Below are 17,242 nucleotides of genomic sequence, written 5' to 3' on the forward strand. Positions count from 1 at the left end.
CGCGTGTTTGGTGCTGGCCCCTCTTGGTGATTATTTTGCCCGTCGCCACGCCGCGGCAGATCCCTGGAATCCGACATGAACACCATCAGCGCCAGCGCGCCCCCGGTGCGCCGCCCCCGAATCCCGACCGTTCGACAGATGGCCCGCAGGCTGGGCGATTTCATCGCGCCCCGCGACCACGCAAGGAAAGGCAACTGGAGCAAAGACGCGGACATTCCGCTGTGGGCATGGCCCGCCAGCCTGGCGCTGGCCGGGTTCTTTCTCTTCGGCCCGCAGATCTTAGGCTGGCTGCTGCGGGTCGCCGCATGAACCGCATCGATTTCATGCTGAGGGATTGCGCTGGCTGGACGTCGCCGGGTCCGTTGCCTCGCCGCCGCTTGCGCTGGGTGGATCCGAAGCAAGAAGCCCTGTGGCCGAAAGAGTTGGCATTCATCCGAGAAGCCATAGGCCGCCCGCCCACGAAAGACTTGGGCGAGTGCTACGGGGTGTCGCCGCAGACCATCAGCAATATCTGGCGGCGTGCATCGCTTCAATTATTTGATGCCGTCACCCCTATACGGCGGGGATAGCAATTTCGCGGGCCAGATGCTTTCCTGCTGCCTCGTTCGCCACGCGTCCTCAAATCCGGAAATCTTCTCCGCGTCGCGCATTGCTCGCAAGGCTCGGCCATAGATAACGTCCTGCATATCATCATCGGGCCGCTTCGATTTTCCGTAGTAGCGGTCTGCATCTCGCAAAGTGCGGCTTACGCTGCGCTGCAAATCCAAAATGGGCGTGGCAGTGCCACTAAGCATCGGCCGGACCATGACACCGCGAAGTGCGTACTGGGCATCCTCCAGCCGAGCAGTTCGTAGTTGAAAGCGCTTGCCGTCGATATGGCTATGCGCATAGTTCTGGAACTCGATTAGGGCCTCCATGCAATCCACCGCAATCGCGACGATCACCTCCAACTGCGCTGATTGTTCCTGTCGCGCCGCCTCCTTTTGATTGTCCTGATCCTCGCGACGACGATCCAGCTCCCTCTCGAACTGCTTTTCTGCTGAGTGATATGCCCACCAGATTGCGCCGATGGAGCCGAGCGCCTGAACCCACGCTGCCCAGTCTGACAGTCCCGCCTTTTTCACGGCAAGTATGACTGCCAGGATCAAACCGCAAAGCACAAGCAGCATCGCCCCGCCGGAAAGTCTTTTGCTTTTCCACATAACGCCGCCCCAAGTTTTGGTAGCGGCATCGTATCCCAACGACTCCCCAGGTGTCATATGACCCATCCCCCCGCATCGTTCAAGACGATGATCAAGGACGGCACGATCAAACGCGCCGACGCAATGAAAGTCCGCTATTCCCAAATCCTGCTTCAGGACGCGTTCAATTTGCGCGAGCCGGATTCTGTCTCTGAAGCGGGCATCGAAGCACTGACCAACTACATCCTGGCCGGCGGGCCTCTGCCACCGCTCGAAGTCGTCGCAATGCCTGACGGCTCCGGCGTCGAAATCGTGGACGGCCACAGGCGCCATGAAGCCTATGGACGCGCCATCGCCCGCGGTGCCCCTATTGAGTGGATTTCGGTCATTGGATTCACCGGCAACGAGATCGAACGGCAGGCGCGGATCTACACCAGCAATGAAGGCGTAAAGCTGCGTCCCATGGAGGCCGCGCGCGGCTTCAAGCGCTTTCGGGGCATGGGCTTGGAAAGCGAAGAGATCGCCGCCCTGGTCCATTGCAGCCGGACCCACGTTGAAAACTACCTTGTCCTCGCCGACGCCGAGCGCGACGTTCAAGACTTGGTGCGGTCCTGCCAGGTCTCCGCCGAGGTGGCAATCGAAGCCGTGCGCAAGATGGGCGCCAGCGCGGGCGACTTCCTCACCGGGAAAGTAGACCAGGCCAAGGCCGCAGGCAAAACCAAGGTGACCGCCAGCACCATCCACGGCCGCGCCCTCCCCCGCAAGGTCGTCACGCCGCTGGTCAGTAGCGTGGACACCTTCATGAAAGGCCTGGACGCGACCCAGCGCGCAACCCTCGTGGACGTCCAGGAAGGCCGCGTAGCAAGCGAAACGATCACCATCCCGACAGCCGCCCTCCTGGATCTGTTCCAGGCCCACGGTGCCGTCGAAACGGTCCGCGCAAAGCGCGCCGAGAAAGCAGCCAAGGATGCGCGGCAAGGCGCACCCGATACCCAGGCCCCTATCGAACTCGATCCGGAGGAAACCACCGCATGAACGCCCCCATCAGCGAATTCATGGGCGCCGCCCTGGGCACGCCCGAAACGTCGCAGCCCGCCCCCAGCGGTCATCCCGATATGGACAAGCCTCACGCCTACGAATTCGGACGCATGGACCACGAAGGCCGGTTTGAGGTGGTGATCGAACACCGCTATCCGACGCATGCAAAATCGGACTGGCCCGTTGTCCCCCTCTATCGGCGCCCCGCTCCCGCCGCCGGCGATGCGCACAAACCGGATTTCGCGCGCGCTGACCAAATCGCGCAGGAATACGTTGCCGAGTACGAGATGTGCGGCGAGGACGAGGAAAGCAGGGACGGCGTCTACAACCCAACCGATGTCGAACGCGACATGATGTTCGACGCCGTTCGCGGGCTGCTGGCCGAGGCAGAATTCATCGCCGCCCTTTCCGCCTATCGGCAGAAGGAGGGATAAAACTTGGCTGCCCATAAATGTAAGGCAAGCGGCGAGGGGTTGACCTCGCCGGCTCTCAGCTTAAGACCGAAGAATGCAGTGCAGGGTGACTACAACCATCACCCCTGCGAGCACGGCCGGCAGGCCGGTGAGCCCTACTGCGGGGATAGCGACCAATATGGACGCAAGGCCTTTGCAGTAATTGAGCACATCCGAACTACACAAGCTGCCTGCTTTTTGGGAATGCATATGCATCTCCTAAAAAGTGCTCGTGGCCATCAACGTCTGGGCCGAGCGACAGGCCTTCCCCAATTTTGCTTTAGCAGCAGTCTCATGGAGGGGAACCAGACTGCACGGTATGGGCGAAGAGGCTGCCCAAATTCTGAACTGGCGTGATGGTAACTGAACGCTACAAAAATGCAAGAGTGAAAGGGTAAAAGGAACGCCATGCACTTAGCTCAGATCGCCCCTCGAATCGTGTGCCAGTTCTCCTGCGGTGCCGCCTCAGCGGTTGCTACGAAGCTGGCGCTGGCCCAATACGGCGCGACGCACGACGTGCAGATCGTCAACGCCTTCCTGCAGGAGGAGCACGTCGATAACCGACGCTTCGCGCAGGATGCCCAGACCTGGTTCAGCCGCGAGATTGTCACGCTGCGCAACGAGAAATACAACGCCAGCGCGATCCAGGTCTGGCACCGCCGGCAGTACATCAAAGGCCCCAGCGGCGCGCCCTGCTCGCTGGAGCTGAAGCGCAAGCTTTTGGACGAGTGGAAACAACCCGGCGATGTGATGGTCTTCGGCTACACAATGGAGGAAGCCGACCGCCTGGACGACTTCCGCGAACGCAACCCAGACCGGCCGGTGCTGGCGCCGCTTATCGAACGCGGCCTTGGCAAAGAGGACTGCAAAGCCATGATCGAGCGCGCCGGCATCGAGCTGCCATACATGTACCGCCTCGGCTACGACAACGCCAACTGCATCGGCTGCCCGAAAGGTGGTGAAGGCTACTGGCGTGCCATCCGAGAGGACTTTCCCGAGCATTTTGAGGCGGTGTGTGCCCTACAGGATGAAATCGGCCCTGGGTCGTGGTTCTTACGCTACCGGTCTGGGCCCCGGATCAATGAGCGCTTTCCCCTGCGCGACCTGCCCGCAGGCGAGGCGCGCCGCAACGAATCCCTGCCGTCTTGCTCGTTCTTCTGCGAGGCGGCCGAACTGGAGTACACAGCGTGACCAACCAGAACCGCACCGCCCCCGCGGCCACCGTCAACCCGCTCAGCGACGAGCACGTCAACGCGGTAATCCAGCAGCACGGCTACGTGGAGGTGGAATGCTCACGCTCACACACGAGGAGCTAATCGAACTCACAGGGAAGGCCAGAAAGTCAGGACAGATTGAAGCCCTGAGATTCCTTTCCATCCCGTTCAAGATCCGCCCCGACGGAACCCCAGTGGTTCTCCGGGCAGCAATGGAGGCTGCACTAGGCCATGCGACCAAGAACCAAGGACCGACACCTCCCCGCGTGCGTATACCAGAAGCACGGCGCGTACTGGTACGTTAAGGGCGGGAAGTGGCGCAAAATCGGAACCGACCTGCACAGCGCACTAACCGAGTACGCCCGCATTGTCTCCGCCCCAAAGGATGGCATGCCGGCGCTGATCGACGATGCCCTTCCCATCCTGATCAAGAATGTCGCCGACTCGACACGCAAGCAATACGAGTACTGCGCGGCACAGCTCAAAGAGGCGTTCGCGGCCTTCTACCCGAACCAAGTGCGCCACGGCGATGTCGTTGAGCTGCTGGACGGGTACGCGGATCGTCAAGCATTGGCGAACCGGATGCTTACAGTCCTAAAGCTGGTTTTTCAGTGGGCGTTAGATCGCGGACGCGTTGAAGCCAACCCGTGCGTTAGCGTGAAGCGCTTCGTCCAGAAGCCGCGGGACAGGCTCATCACGCCTAAAGAATACGCAGCCGTCTACAAGGGATGTCCGCCCTGGCTTCAATGCGTCATGGACCTTTGCTACCTAACGGGGCAGAGGATCGGCGACGTGCTGAAAATCGAGGATGGCCACCTCCGTGACGAGGGGCTGTACTTCGAACAGCAGAAGACCGGAAAGCGGCTGGTGGTCGAATGGACACCCCAACTCCGCGTTGCGGTCGACCGTGCCCAAGAACTGCGCGTCTCGCCAACCAGGACGCCGTATCTTCTCGGCGGCCGTGGGGGCAATCTCCGGCTCCACTCCAATGTCTGGCGCACCTTCAAGGATGCGGCGATCAAGGCCAGCGTGTCTGACGTAACACTGCACGACTTGCGGGCGATGGCAGGCACCGACGCTGAATCGCAAGGAATCGATCCGAGCGCCCTGCTCGGCCATTCGGATCCGCGAACGACCCGGATCTATCTGCGCGACAAGCGGCCCAAACTCGTGAAAGGTCCGACCAGAAAGGCTGTATAGGCGTCCAGCACAACGTGCTGCGTTTTAGACATCTAATTGACGGGCCGATGTATAGCCTTTGTTTATGCGGGTCTCCGGCCTAGAGATGTATTCAGTCATGCCTTGGCCCAGTTGGCGCTTCCGATACCCCATCATGTCTGCTCTCCTGTGCAGTGAATGTGGGGTCCAGTGTCGCCAGCGCCCGGCCCGGCAACAATTCGTGGATGCCGAGGCGGACAAATCGGCGCCACCTCGTTGACTTGGCGGTCGCACGCCGGTATCCGGACAAAACCGTCTTTCACAGGGGATTTGCGGCTGCGCGAATGGTCCGAGCCAGGCTAAACCAACCCCATTTTTCCCGAGGGTTTCCCCTATTGCCGGGTCTCTGGTCGAGCAGTAGATTGGAGTTGCCGGGCTGTCTGACACCCATCGCGTGCGAAGCCGGGCAGGAGCGCCTCAGACTCGTCTCGAGCTGGGGCGCTCTTCCATTTGGCGCCGGAAATCTCCGCCGCCCGTATCGGCTACGCGCAGATCAACTGGCCACGAGCGGATCCGCAAAATATTGGCGACCGACAGCGCATTCAATGCCCGCCAGCATCTCAGGCCGGACTTGCTTGCGCGACTTGAACATCAGGCGACTCGTCCGCCCATTCAACACGGTTGCGTCCGGACTCCTTGCCTCGGTACAGCGCGGCATCCGCCTGCCGCATGATTTCGTCCAACACCTGTGGACGTACGAACCCGCGCGAGACACCGATTGTTGCCGTGCATCGAATCAGCCCATGCCCGTGGCCCGCAGGCACCTGGGTGCAGGCAATGGCCTCGCGTAGCCGCTCCGCAAGGTGCATGGCGCCCTCCCGATCGCTATTGAGCGCCACCACCACGAACTCTTCCCCGCCCAGCCTGCACACCAGATCCCCATGGCGCACCGTGCTCTGAATCACTTCCGCCACCCGGCACAGGATCAGATCACCTGTTTGGTGACCGTAGTTATCGTTGATTTGCTTGAAGCGGTCGATGTCCACGATCAGCAGATGCGAAAACCCGACATGGCGGCCCCGGAAGTGGCCGTCCAGTCCATCCATCAAGCCTCGCCGGTTGAGCAGCCCGGTCAGGGGGTCCTGCGTTGCCATGGTGCGCAGCTCATCCGTCAAGCGCCGCAGGATCAGCCAGACCACGGCTGGCGGCAGCACGGTCCCCAAGAACGACATATAGATGTAGAACGCCGTCTGGAACGGACTCTTCATGTCTAGGGCCGGCATTCCTCCGTTCAGGATCAATACAAACTTCGCGGCGTTGAGCGCGCAGATGCCGCCCACCAGAATGGCGAAGACAATCATCTCCAAGCGCAAATCCTTGGCGAAAGTGCGCGCGCCGTAGAGCAACCCGATCGTCATCGTCAGGAACAGCAATGCGCACGAAGCCGCCAGCAGCGCATGCCGCGCCGCAATGCCCCACGATGCCTGCACCAGCACCTGCGCGACGGTGTAGATAACGGCCAGCGCCAGAATGGGGCGAAGCACAGGTACGGGCCGATTGAAAAACCGCAGTGCGCCAAAAACATAGGTGATAGGGGCGCAAAGCGTCAGCGTGTGATTGACGAAGCTCATCGCTCCCCATTCCGAAGGACCGACCAGCAACTGCAGTATGTAGGCCACGGCCAGCTGCAAGTGACCTGCGGCGAACACATCCGTGCCCATCTTCTTGCCGCTCAGCCGCCTGCTGATCAGCAAAAACATTGCACAAAAGCACAACAAGTGCACGCAGAGCATGCCAAGAATGACAGTGGCAACCATGGACAGGCGCGGAAGGATGGTGCGGCAAAAAGCGCAATCACTGGGAGATGGCGCCTGAATGCGTATTTTGGAAGCGCAAACAGCCGCTTTAGCGTCATATCGGCCATTTGAGGCCTGCGAATGGTAGGCGCTGGCTCCGCCCGCCGTCAAGGTCGGCGCCCCAGATCTCGTCCGCAAGGCGGGTCGAGGCGGCGCGGCGCCCGCCTTGCGCCACTGCGCCTTGTCGCGCGCGGAACGGGCACGCTTCAGCCGCAGTTGGAACCAAAAACGAAACAGCCGCCATTGCTGGCGGCTGTAGGCACCTGATTTCTCAGGATTTCTTTGGTAGGCCCCCCGAGAGTCGAACTCGGCACCAACGGATTATGAGTCCGCTGCTCTAACCAGGCATGAGCTAGAGGCCCAGGAAAACTTACTGCCCTTCCAGGAAGCTCTTCAGCTTGTCGGCCCGGCTGGGGTGACGCAGCTTGCGCAGCGCTTTAGCCTCTATTTGGCGGATGCGCTCGCGCGTGACGTCGAATTGCTTGCCCACTTCTTCCAGGGTCTGGTCGGTGCTCATTTCGATGCCGAAACGCATACGCAGAACCTTGGCTTCACGCGGGGTCAGAGAGTCTAGCACTTCCTTGACCACATCGCGCATGGAACCGTGCAAAGCCGCGTCCGAAGGCGCCAGCGTCGACGTGTCCTCGATGAAATCGCCCAGGTGCGAATCGTCGTCGTCGCCGATGGGCGTTTCCATGGAGATCGGTTCCTTGGCGATCTTCAGGATCTTGCGGATCTTGTCCTCGGGCATGTCCATCTTCTGCGCCAGGGTCGCGGGATCCGGCTCGGCGCCGGTTTCCTGCAGAATCTGGCGGCTGATGCGGTTCATCTTGTTGATCGTTTCGATCATGTGAACCGGAATCCGGATGGTGCGCGCCTGGTCGGCGATCGAGCGCGTGATGGCCTGACGAATCCACCACGTGGCGTAGGTCGAGAACTTGTAGCCGCGACGGTATTCGAACTTGTCCACGGCCTTCATCAGGCCGATGTTGCCTTCCTGGATCAGATCCAGGAACTGCAGGCCGCGGTTCGTGTACTTCTTGGCGATCGAGATCACCAGACGCAGGTTGGCCTCGGTCATTTCGCGCTTGGCCTTGCGAGCCTTGGCTTCGCCGGTGGCCATGCGCTTATTGACGTCCTTCAGGTCCTTGAGCGGCAGCACGACGCGCGTTTGCAGGTCGATCAGCTTCTGCTGCAGTTCCTGCACGGCGGGAATCTGGCGCTCCAGCGTCTCGGCGTACGGGTGACCGGCGGCGACTTCGTCGACGACCCACTGCAGATTCGTTTCGTTGCCCGGGAAGACCTTGATGAAGTGCAGGCGCGGCATGCCTGCGCGGTCCACACACGTGTGCAGGACGGCGCGTTCCAGCTGGCGCACTTCTTCAACCTGGTTGCGCAGGGTGTCGGCCAGCTTTTCCACCATCTTGGCGGTGAAGCGGATGCCCATCAGTTCGTTCTGGATGGATTCCTGCGCACGCACGTAGATGTCCGACTTGTAGCCGTCCTTCTCGTACGACAGGCGCATCTTGTCGAACTGCTTGCCGACCTCGTCGAACTTGGCCAGGGCCTTGACGCGCAGGTCTTCCAGCTGCTTGCTGGACATGCCGCCGGCCGGGCCGTCGTCGCTTTCGTCTTCGTCGGCGGTGACACCGGCGCCGGCGTACTCTTCGCCGTCTTCCGGATCAACAAGGCCGTCAACGACTTCGTCGATCTGCGCCTGGCCTTCACGGACGCGCATGATGTGCGCCAGGATTTCGTTGATCGTGGTCGGGCAGGCCGAGATGGCCATGACCATGTGCTTCAGGCCGTCTTCGATGCGCTTGGCGATCTCGATTTCGCCTTCGCGGGTCAGCAGCTCGACCGAGCCCATTTCGCGCATGTACATGCGCACGGGGTCGGTGGTGCGGCCGAAGTCGGAGTCCACGGTGGTGAGCGCGGCTTCGGCTTCGTCCTCGACGTCGTCGTCGTTGGACGCCACCGGCGCGTTTTCGCTCATCAGCAGCGTTTCGGCATCGGGCGCCTGGTCGTAGACCGCGATCCCCATGTCGCTAAAGGTGCTGATGATGCCGTCGATGGCTTCGGCGTCGACCAGGTCGTCGGGCAGATGATCGTTGATCTCGCCGTACGTCAGGTAGCCGCGGTCCTTGCCCAGCTTGATCAGCTGCTTCAGGCGGTTGCGGCGGGCTTCGTACTCTTCCGGCGTGACGGGACCGCGGGCGATCAGGTCCTTGGGATCGGCCTTGCCGCGCTTGCCGCCGCGCTTGGGCGGCTTCAGGTCGGGCAGGACTTCGCCTTCGCCGTCCATCGAATCGTCGAAGCCGTCGGAATCATTGTTGGCATTCTTGGCGGGGCGGCCCGGACGGCGGCCGCTAGGCGCGGGGCGCGCGCTGCCCACCAGGTCGGCCAGCTTGTCCTCGGCCTTCTTGGCGCGAGCCTTCGTCACCTTTTCGGGCTTGTCGCCCGCGGCAGCCGTCTTGGCCGCCTTTTTGACAGCCGTCTTGGCAGCGGGCTTGGCGACCTTCACCGCCGTCTTGGCGGGCGCTTTTTCCGCGGCCATGCTGACGGCGCGCTTGGCCGCCACAGCCTTGGTTTCGGCCGCATCAATTGCAGAGGAGGATTTGCCGGTGGATTTGGTCATAGTCGCTTCCGTGGTCGTCGCAACCCGTTTGGGCATGTTGCACCGCATAAAGTCGCGCCAGGCTATGGCCCAGCGCGACATGGCATACGGGTAAATCTGGTGAATCGGCGGAGTTCACGCGGCTGCGTTGTTCGCAGCGCCAGCTCTTGCGAGCCCGTCCGGCGGCAACACGGTGCAATACCGTTCAGACGCCTGACGTGCATGACCTCATTCGGAAGGGGATCCCGGACGCCGGGGGGGCTGCCTGCCTATAAATAGGCCTTGCTCGCTTATTGGGCCTTTGCCCCAAGCAGCTATAAGTACACAGCACCCGAACCACTAACGCCACGCGGAAAAAACCGCCGCCGAACTGCCTAATTCACCGCTAAGCTTTATTAATTAACTATGTAACAATTTTGACGCAAGTATCCGCCCGTCGAATCAAAACGCGCGCGTCAAATTGGCACAACAATTATTAGATTCCGGCAGCCAGGATAGATTCCGGCTGCCTAACACCATTTTTTCAAGTTCCAGCACTGCTGCGTCAAAAATGCCACTAATTCGGCCGATATTCAAACGAAATCTGACTTCAATCACGCAACAATCCGCAGCCCGGCGCAGCTACGCCAAAAATTCGGGGCGCAAGGAGAGGCCAGCATCACACTTACCCCTTGCACCTTTGGCTGTGCCAACTGCGGAAAACCTTTGATTTTAGCGCATTTAGCGCAGCCCAGCACCTTTCAGGATCGTCATGCGGCTGGACAGCTCCAGATAGCGCTTGCGCGCCTCTTCCGTTGCCAGGCCTGCTGCCGCCAGCTTGGCCATTTCCGTCCTGGCCGAATCGAACTCGATCCGGCGCAGCGCGTCATCCCATTCCGTTTGCGGGTCAGGCAGGTCTTCCTGGGAAAGAATGTCCGCGCGCAAGCCCTTAAGGACGGTCGCCAGGTCCGAATCCGGCTCTGCGGCCTCCAGCAATGCGCCCACATGGCGCGCTCCGCTGGATTGCGCCAGCATGATCAGGTCCCTTACAAGACCTAGATGGGGGCCATGGTCGATGACTTCAAGCTGCTGGTCTCCCATGGAGTCCACCAGTTCGGGATGCGCCAGCAGCAGCCCCAGCAGGCGCTTGGCCAGCGACGGCATGGTGCGGCGCCCTTCGAAGCCGCCGACGTCATTGTCGCGCCGCCCCTTCCAGCCGCCCTTGCCGCCCTTCCAGTCGCTTTTCCCTTTCCAATCGCCCTTGCCCTTCCAGTCGCCTTTGCCTTTCCACTCCTGCTTGCCGCCCTGCTGCCAGCCCCCTTCGGCGCCGGCCGGATCCCCGCCTTGCGAACCAAATTGGCCGTAGTCGACAAAATCGGACTCGTCGGCAGGAATGTCATGGAAGTCGTGACCCGCGAAGTCGTAGCCCATGTCAGGCGGGCCGCCGTCATGCGCCTGGCCGCCGCCCGCTCCTGCCGCGGCATCGCCTGCCCCCGCAGCCGGCCGGGGGCCGGGCGCAAAAGGCTTGGCAGGCTGCTGCGCGAGCACCAGGGCCATTTCCTCGGGAGTCAACTGCACCAGCTTGGCCATTTCCCGTTCGATCTGCACGCGCAGGGCGCATTCAGGGATGGCTGCCAGCAAAGGCTTGGCTTCGTGCAGGCAACTGGCACGCCCCTCGGCCTCGGTCATGTTGTGGCGGGACGCGAGCTCATCGAGCAGGAATCGCGACAGGGCCACCGCATCGCCCAGGCACGCACGGAAGGCTTCCGCACCCAATTCGCGGACATAGGAATCCGGGTCATGCTCGGACGGAAGAAACAGGAAGCGAATCGCGATATCGTCCCGCAGCACCGGCAGACAGGCCTGCAATGCGCGCCAGGCGGCTCGCCTGCCCGCACCGTCTCCGTCGAAGCTGAAGATCACCTTGTCGCTTGTGCGCAAAAGTTTCTTCACATGGTCTGGCGTGGTGGCGGTGCCGAGCGTTGCAACGGCATTGGCGATGCCCTGCTGCGCCAGCCCGACCACGTCCATGTAGCCTTCGACTACGATGACCTGCCCTTCCTGGCGTATGGCTTGCCGCCCCTCCCACAGGCCATACAGCTCCTGCCCCTTTGAGAACAGCGGCGTTTCGGGCGAATTGAGGTATTTGGGCTCGCCCTTGCCGATGATGCGGCCGCCGAATCCGATCAGACTGCCACGCACGTTGCGGATCGGGAACATGATGCGTTCGCGGAAGCGGTCGTAGCGACGCCCGTCTTCCGATTCGATGACCAGTCCCGATTCCACCAGCGTGGGATCGTCGTAATTGGGAAATACCTGAGACAGGCCGTGGCGGTCGGTTCCGGACCAGCCCAGACCAAAATGCGCCGCGATCTCGCCGGTCAGGCCGCGCTGCTTCAAATAGCGGACGGCGGCAGGCGACGCCCGCAATTGCTTCAGGTAGTGCGCCTGGGCGGCATCCAGCACCTGCGTGTGGCGGGACTCCTCGGCCTTGCGGCGCGCGGATTCCTGCTGCTGGCGTGGACTTCGATTTTCTTCGGGGACCGTCATTCCCGCCGAAGCCGCGAGCGTGCGCACGGCTTCGGGGAAACTGGTGCCCGTATGTTCCATCAGGAAAGTGATGGCGCTGCCATGTGCTCCACAGCCGAAGCAGTGATAGAACTGCTTGGTGGGGCTGACAGTGAAAGACGGACTTTTTTCGTTATGAAAAGGGCACAGGCCAAGCAAGTTGGCCCCACCCTTTCGCAACTGCACATACCGCCCGACTACATCGACGACGTCGACTCGGGCGAGTAGATCCTGGATGAATGATTCTGGAATCAATAGATTCGGGAATCAAAAATCAATACAGGCGCGGGGGCAGTTGTTGGCTACGGATGCGCTTGTAGTGGCGCTTCACGGCGGCGGCATGCTTGCGCTTGCGCTCGGCAGTGGGCTTCTCGTAGAACTCGCGCGAACGCAGCTCGGTGAGCAAACCGGTCTTTTCGATGGTGCGCTTGAAGCGGCGCAGAGCGGCTTCAAACGGTTCGTTTTCCTTCAGTCGAACGATAGGCATAAAGTAATTGGCCTGCTTGTAGGGTAACAAAAGTTGATGACAAACCTGGCTTGCTTTACCAGCAACGCTACGCGGATCCAGGTACGCGAAGACGGCCTTTGGCGCTAAGACCTGCAAACCACCAATAGGCATGTACCGCGAACTAGGAACCTTGAAAGCGCAACCCATACAAAAATCACCAGGATTCAAGTACAGGCTCAGCTTGGGTTTAGCTTATACGCTGGCTGTTTCCGTTACCCAAAGACTACCCAGAGAGTAACAAGCCAAGTTCGGTTTAGCGATAACCAGCGATTCTAGCATGGTCATGGCCATTTTGACTACTGAAAGGGCAAGGCGGCAGCAGGGCCCGCCCTTCCAGGCAAATTCGTTCAGTTCTGCGAGCCCTTGCGAATCCAGGCTTCCAGCTGGTGCGGGCGCAGGCTGTCGTAGTCTTCGAACGGCTGGTGAATCCAGGGGTTCGTCGGCAGCTTCTCGACGTAGTAGTCGGGAGTCGCCAGGGAATGCCCCTTCCACCACAGCACGGCGCTGCGCAATTCAGTGATGTCGGCAAACTGGTTTTTCAGGTGGTCGTAGACTTTGCTGAATGTCTTGCCGGTATCTACCATGTCGTCCACAAGCAACACGCGGCCGGACAGCGTGCCCCGCGTGATGGTGATGAACTGGGCGATATCCATGTCGCCCTGCTTCGTGCCGGCTGCTTCGCGGTAGCTGCTGGTAGCCAGGATGCCCAACGGCACGTCAAAAATACGGGACATAACATCGCCCACGCGCATGCCGCCACGCGCAAGGCAAAGAATCTTGTCGAACTTCCAGCCCGATTGATGCACCTGCAAGGTAAGGCGCTCGATCAAGCGGTTGTAATCGTCCCACGTTACCCACAGATGGCTATCGTCACTGGTCGGCGTGCTCATAGGCAAGGATCTCCTGCACAAAAATACGAAAAGGCCGCCGCCGGTATGACCGGCGGCGGCCTAGGGAATAATAACCCGATGTCAGCCCTTCAGGGGATGACGCAGGACAATGGTCTCGTTGCGGTCCGGACCGGTGGACACCAGGTCGATCGGCACGCCGCAAACTTCAGCCACGCGCTCCAGGTAACGGCGGGCGGCAGCGGGCAGCTTGTCGTATTCGGTGATGCCGACGGTCGATTCGCTCCAGCCCGGCAGCTCTTCCAGCACCGGCTGCGCCTGGGCCACGGCATGCGCGCCGTACGGCAGCACGTCGCGGAATTCGCCGTTGACGCGGTAGCCGACGCCCAGCTGGATGGTTTCCAGACCGTCCAGCACGTCGAGCTTGGTGATGCACAGACCGGAAATGCCGTTCAGACGAACCGAACGCTTCAGGGCGGCGCCGTCAAACCAGCCGCAGCGACGCGGACGGCCGGTGACCGAACCGAATTCCTTGCCGATCGTGGCCAGGCGGGTGCCGATTTCGTCGACCAATTCCGTGGGGAACGGACCCGAACCGACGCGCGTGGTGTAGGCCTTGGTGATGCCCAGGACGTAGTCCAGCTGCTGAGGACCCACGCCGGCGCCAGCCGATGCCGCGCCCGCAACGCAGTTGCTGCTGGTGACGAACGGGTAGGTGCCGTGATCGACGTCCAGCAACGCGCCTTGCGCGCCTTCGAACAGCAGGCGCTTGCCTTCCTGTTGCATGGCGTACAGGTTGCTGGACACGTCCTTGACCATGGGAGCGATGGCGGGAGCCAGCGCCATCGCCTGGTCGCGCACTTCGTTGGCGGAGACCGCCTCGGCGCCCAGGTACTTGGTCAGCACGAAGTTGTGGTAATCCAGCACTTCGGCGAGCTTTTCGTCGAACAGCGAGGGATTGAACAGATCCTGCACGCGCAGCGCACGGCGGGCCACCTTGTCTTCATAGGCAGGGCCGATGCCGCGACCGGTCGTGCCGATCTTGCCGTCGCCCTTGCGGGCTTCGCGCGCCTTGTCGATGGCGACGTGGTAGGGCAGGATCAGCGGGCAGATTTCGGAAATCTGCAGGCGCGAGCGCACGTCCAGGCCGGCCGCCTCAAGCTCTTCGATTTCCTTGAGCAGGGCTTCCGGGGACAGCACGACGCCATTGCCGATGAAGCAGGTGACACCGGGATGCATGATGCCCGACGGGATCAGGCGAAGAATCGTCTTCTTGCCGTTGATCCACAGCGTATGGCCGGCATTGTGACCGCCTTGGAAGCGGACCACGCCCTGGACGGATTCCGCCAGCCAGTCGACGATCTTGCCCTTGCCCTCGTCACCCCACTGGGTGCCGATTACGACTACGTTCTTGCTCATGTTACGAATCAATATCGAGTTTCTCGGGAAATCCGGAAATCTCCCCGCGGCCCTCCCGTTTCCAGGAGGGAGTTAGTCACAGCGTTTTGACCGTCCAGACGCCATCCTGCAGCGCCAGCTCGCGATCGCAAACGAATTCGTCCTGATCCTGCTCGTGACCGGGCAATACCTGAACGACGATTTCCCCTGACCGGCGCAGGCGGCGCACCGCCTCGGTCAGGGCGGGGGCCTGCCCCCAGGGCGCGCGCACTGCCCGCGCCCGTTCTGCCGGCGGCAAACCCGCCGCCAGCTTGCGTAAATCCAGACTGAAGCCGGTGGCCGGACGCGCCCGGCCGAACGCGCGGCTGACATCGTCATAGCGGCCGCCGCTGACCAGCGCATCGTGCCAGCCTTCAGCGTACAGCGCGAATTTCACACCCGAGTGGTAGGCGTAGCCGCCCACATCGGCAAGGTCCACGCTGAACGAGACGTTCGGCATGGCGTCCACTACGGCCTGCAAGGCATCCAGCGCCTCGGCCACACCCGGCAGCGACGGCAGTTCGCGGCGCGCTTCGTGCAGCACTTCCGGACCGCCGTACAGACTGGGCAGCAACTGCAGCGCCTTCAGCGTTTCGGCACGGATGCCGGGAGCGCGCGCCGCCAATTCACCCAGGCCGGGGACATCTTTGTCCCGCATCAGCCGAATGGCGTCCTGCGACAATTCCGCGGCGGCCGGATCCGACTTCAGGATGGCGCGCAGCACACCCGGGTGACACAAATCCAGGCGCGGATTGCGCACGCCGGCGATAGCAACGGTTTCCAGCACCAGCTGGATGACTTCCAGATCGGCCTCAAACCCGGCATGGCCGTAGATTTCAGCGCCGATCTGCAGCAGTTCGCGGCTGGACAGCAAATCCGCGGGGCGGGTATGCAGCACGTTGCCGCAATAGCACAACCGGGTGACGCCCGCGCGATTCAGCAAGTGCGCGTCGATGCGAGTCACCTGAGGCGTCATGTCCGCGCGCACGCCCAGCGTGCGGCCCGAAAGCTGGTCGATCAGCTTGCAGGTGCGCAGATCCAGATCGCTACCGGTGCCCGACAGCAATGAATCAATGTACTCGACCAGGGGCGGAGCGACCAGCTCGAAGCCGTAAGTACGGTATAGATCGAGAAGTTCGCGGCGCAATTCCTCGATGCGCCGGGCCTCTGCCGGAAGTACGTCGGCGAGGCTCTCGGGCAGCAACCAGTTACCCATGAATGTTTACCTGAATAACGCCAAGTGATGCGTGGGCGTCGCCCAAACGAAAAAGCGGCTGAGGGGCGTAAGCCCGCTCAGCCGCTGCGGAATGTTTTCTAGCTTACGCGGTATTGTACATGGTTCAGCCATCAGCGCCACCCGCAGACGCAGGCCCCGCCACCTGTCCCCAATACGCGCGGGCGATCAATTCGCTCCGCCCAGATGCGGAAAAGCCCCGCGGGGCTGCCGCGAGGCTTTGTGTCTGCCAGCCCTGCCGGTTACTTGGACGGCACGCTGACCGGCGCCAGGGCGGCGCCCGCCGGATCCTTCATGAACTGGAAGAAACTGGAGCTGGGGTCGACCACCAGCACGTCGCCCGGCTTCGAGAACGAAGCGCGGTAGGCTTCCAGGCTCTTGTAGTACGTGTAGAAATCCGGGTTCTTGCCATAGGCCTGCGAGTAGATCGACGCCGCGGCGGCATCGCCCTCGCCCATGATGCCCTGAGCCTTGGCGTACGCCTGGGCCACAATGACTTCGCGTTGGCGATCGGCTTCGGCGCGGATCTTTTCGCCTTCGGCGGCGCCGATCGAGCGCAGTTCGTTGGCGACGCGGGTACGCTCCGCTTCCATACGGCGATACACGGATTCCGAGATCTCGGGTGCGAATTCGATTCGGCGCAGACGCACGTCGACGATCTGCACGCCCAGGGGCTCGGCACGCTTGGCGACGTTGGTCAGGATTTCGGCCATGATCTTGTCGCGTTCGGTGGAAACCACGTCGCGCACCGTACGCACGTTGACCGACGCGTTGAGCGCGTCGCGGATTTGGGCTTGCAGGCGTTCTTGCGCCGCACGCTCATTGCCGCCGAACGTCACGTAGAACAGGCGGGGGTCCGCGATGCGCCACTTGACGTAGGAGTCGATCAGCAGGTTCTTCTTTTCGGAAGTCTGGATGCGCTCGGCTTCGTTGGTTTCAATGGTCAGAATGCGCTTGTCGAGCGTGACAACGTTCTGGAACGGCGGCGGCACCTTGAAATAAAGGCCAGGTTCGCTGATGACCCTGCGCACTTCACCCAGCGAGAACACCAGGGCATAGTCGCGCTCGCGGACAACGAAAACGCTGGAAGAAAGGACGGCCAGCGCAATGAGCAGGCCGACCAGGATGGGCATAAGACGATTCATGATCAGG

At 61.7% G+C, this 17,242-nt stretch carries 15 protein-coding genes and 1 tRNA gene; 6 read left to right on the forward strand and 10 right to left on the reverse strand.

What is annotated here, in order from left to right:
• Nucleotides 1–75: 75 nt before the first annotated feature.
• Complete coding sequence (locus tag KYC_RS18165) at nucleotides 76–309, forward strand: hypothetical protein (protein ID WP_008165016.1); 234 nt, start codon at nucleotides 76–78, stop codon at nucleotides 307–309.
• 224 nt (nucleotides 310–533) lie between these two features.
• Here KYC_RS18165 and KYC_RS18170 read toward each other — a convergent pair whose 3' ends face one another.
• On the reverse strand, nucleotides 534–1,202 hold the full coding sequence (locus KYC_RS18170; RefSeq protein WP_139026529.1) for a hypothetical protein: 669 nt from the start codon (nucleotides 1,200–1,202) through the stop codon (nucleotides 534–536).
• 57 nt (nucleotides 1,203–1,259) lie between these two features.
• On the opposite strand from KYC_RS18170, the gene KYC_RS18175 reads away from it, so the two are divergent.
• The 5 genes from KYC_RS18175 (at nucleotide 1,260) to KYC_RS18190 (ending at nucleotide 5,085) form a co-directional block, all read left to right on the forward strand.
• On the forward strand, nucleotides 1,260–2,216 hold the full coding sequence (locus KYC_RS18175; RefSeq protein ID WP_008165020.1) for a ParB/RepB/Spo0J family partition protein: 957 nt from the start codon (nucleotides 1,260–1,262) through the stop codon (nucleotides 2,214–2,216).
• Nucleotides 2,213–2,653 carry a hypothetical protein gene (locus tag KYC_RS18180; RefSeq protein WP_008165021.1) on the forward strand — a complete coding sequence of 147 codons (441 nt, stop codon included), beginning with the start codon at nucleotides 2,213–2,215 and terminating at the stop codon, nucleotides 2,651–2,653. Before KYC_RS18175 ends, KYC_RS18180 begins: the two co-directional genes overlap by 4 nt.
• Nucleotides 2,654–3,079: 426 nt before the next feature.
• The gene (locus tag KYC_RS18185; protein WP_043518840.1) at nucleotides 3,080–3,862 is read left to right on the forward strand and encodes a hypothetical protein; all 783 of its coding nucleotides are present in this window, start codon (nucleotides 3,080–3,082) and stop codon (nucleotides 3,860–3,862) included.
• 97 nt (nucleotides 3,863–3,959) lie between these two features.
• Nucleotides 3,960–4,190 (forward strand): DUF4224 domain-containing protein, encoded by a 231-nt coding sequence (locus tag KYC_RS30140; protein ID WP_100148339.1) that lies wholly within the window; start codon nucleotides 3,960–3,962, stop codon nucleotides 4,188–4,190.
• Between the two features lie 85 nt (nucleotides 4,191–4,275).
• Nucleotides 4,276–5,085 (forward strand): tyrosine-type recombinase/integrase, encoded by an 810-nt coding sequence (locus KYC_RS18190; protein ID WP_238531956.1) that lies wholly within the window; start codon nucleotides 4,276–4,278, stop codon nucleotides 5,083–5,085.
• Nucleotides 5,086–5,663: 578 nt separating this feature from the next.
• On the opposite strand, the gene KYC_RS18195 is transcribed toward KYC_RS18190, so the two are convergent.
• From KYC_RS18195 to hflC, 9 genes are all read right to left on the reverse strand, one after another.
• Nucleotides 5,664–6,860, reverse strand: coding sequence for a GGDEF domain-containing protein (locus KYC_RS18195; RefSeq protein WP_008165028.1), 1,197 nt, complete (start codon nucleotides 6,858–6,860; stop codon nucleotides 5,664–5,666).
• A 322-nt stretch (nucleotides 6,861–7,182) separates the two neighbouring features.
• A tRNA-Ile gene (locus KYC_RS18200) sits at nucleotides 7,183–7,261 on the reverse strand.
• 8 nt (nucleotides 7,262–7,269) lie between these two features.
• Entirely contained in the window at nucleotides 7,270–9,537 is a 2,268-nt protein-coding gene (rpoD, locus tag KYC_RS18205; RefSeq protein WP_008165029.1) for an RNA polymerase sigma factor RpoD, read from the reverse strand.
• Nucleotides 9,538–10,236: 699 nt separating this feature from the next.
• Nucleotides 10,237–12,318 carry a DNA primase gene (dnaG, locus tag KYC_RS18210; protein WP_043518842.1) on the reverse strand — a complete coding sequence of 694 codons (2,082 nt, stop codon included), beginning with the start codon at nucleotides 12,316–12,318 and terminating at the stop codon, nucleotides 10,237–10,239.
• Nucleotides 12,319–12,337: 19 nt separating this feature from the next.
• The gene (gene rpsU / locus KYC_RS18215; protein ID WP_006218592.1) at nucleotides 12,338–12,550 is read right to left on the reverse strand and encodes a 30S ribosomal protein S21; all 213 of its coding nucleotides are present in this window, start codon (nucleotides 12,548–12,550) and stop codon (nucleotides 12,338–12,340) included.
• A gap of 368 nt (nucleotides 12,551–12,918) precedes the next feature.
• Complete coding sequence (locus KYC_RS18220; RefSeq protein ID WP_008165033.1) at nucleotides 12,919–13,461, reverse strand: phosphoribosyltransferase; 543 nt, start codon at nucleotides 13,459–13,461, stop codon at nucleotides 12,919–12,921.
• Between the two features lie 81 nt (nucleotides 13,462–13,542).
• Entirely contained in the window at nucleotides 13,543–14,838 is a 1,296-nt protein-coding gene (locus KYC_RS18225) for an adenylosuccinate synthase (RefSeq protein ID WP_008165035.1), read from the reverse strand.
• A 76-nt stretch (nucleotides 14,839–14,914) separates the two neighbouring features.
• Nucleotides 14,915–16,072 (reverse strand): ATP phosphoribosyltransferase regulatory subunit, encoded by a 1,158-nt coding sequence (locus tag KYC_RS18230; RefSeq protein ID WP_008165038.1) that lies wholly within the window; start codon nucleotides 16,070–16,072, stop codon nucleotides 14,915–14,917.
• Nucleotides 16,073–16,332: 260 nt separating this feature from the next.
• Entirely contained in the window at nucleotides 16,333–17,235 is a 903-nt protein-coding gene (hflC, locus tag KYC_RS18235) for a protease modulator HflC (protein ID WP_043518843.1), read from the reverse strand.
• Nucleotides 17,236–17,242: the final 7 nt, after the last annotated feature.

It is taken from the genome of Achromobacter arsenitoxydans SY8 (assembly GCF_000236785.1).
GTDB lineage: Bacteria > Pseudomonadota > Gammaproteobacteria > Burkholderiales > Burkholderiaceae_B > Achromobacter > Achromobacter arsenitoxydans.

Excerpts from the sequence above, each read along its gene's own strand:
- KYC_RS18165 (WP_008165016.1), top strand. The coding sequence starts at position 76 with ATGAACACCATCAGCGCCAGCGCGCCCCCGGTGCGCCGCCCCCGAATC.
- KYC_RS18170 (WP_139026529.1), bottom strand. The coding sequence starts at position 1,202 with ATGTGGAAAAGCAAAAGACTTTCCGGCGGGGCGATGCTGCTTGTGCTT.
- KYC_RS18175 (WP_008165020.1), top strand. The coding sequence starts at position 1,260 with ATGACCCATCCCCCCGCATCGTTCAAGACGATGATCAAGGACGGCACG.
- KYC_RS18180 (WP_008165021.1), top strand. The coding sequence starts at position 2,213 with ATGAACGCCCCCATCAGCGAATTCATGGGCGCCGCCCTGGGCACGCCC.
- KYC_RS18185 (WP_043518840.1), top strand. The coding sequence starts at position 3,080 with ATGCACTTAGCTCAGATCGCCCCTCGAATCGTGTGCCAGTTCTCCTGC.
- KYC_RS30140 (WP_100148339.1), top strand. The coding sequence starts at position 3,960 with ATGCTCACGCTCACACACGAGGAGCTAATCGAACTCACAGGGAAGGCC.
- KYC_RS18190 (WP_238531956.1), top strand. The coding sequence starts at position 4,276 with ATGCCGGCGCTGATCGACGATGCCCTTCCCATCCTGATCAAGAATGTC.
- KYC_RS18195 (WP_008165028.1), bottom strand. The coding sequence starts at position 6,860 with ATGGTTGCCACTGTCATTCTTGGCATGCTCTGCGTGCACTTGTTGTGC.
- rpoD (WP_008165029.1), bottom strand. The coding sequence starts at position 9,537 with ATGACCAAATCCACCGGCAAATCCTCCTCTGCAATTGATGCGGCCGAA.
- rpsU (WP_006218592.1), bottom strand. The coding sequence starts at position 12,550 with ATGCCTATCGTTCGACTGAAGGAAAACGAACCGTTTGAAGCCGCTCTG.
- KYC_RS18220 (WP_008165033.1), bottom strand. The coding sequence starts at position 13,461 with ATGAGCACGCCGACCAGTGACGATAGCCATCTGTGGGTAACGTGGGAC.
- KYC_RS18225 (WP_008165035.1), bottom strand. The coding sequence starts at position 14,838 with ATGAGCAAGAACGTAGTCGTAATCGGCACCCAGTGGGGTGACGAGGGC.
- KYC_RS18230 (WP_008165038.1), bottom strand. The coding sequence starts at position 16,072 with ATGGGTAACTGGTTGCTGCCCGAGAGCCTCGCCGACGTACTTCCGGCA.
- hflC (WP_043518843.1), bottom strand. The coding sequence starts at position 17,235 with ATGAATCGTCTTATGCCCATCCTGGTCGGCCTGCTCATTGCGCTGGCC.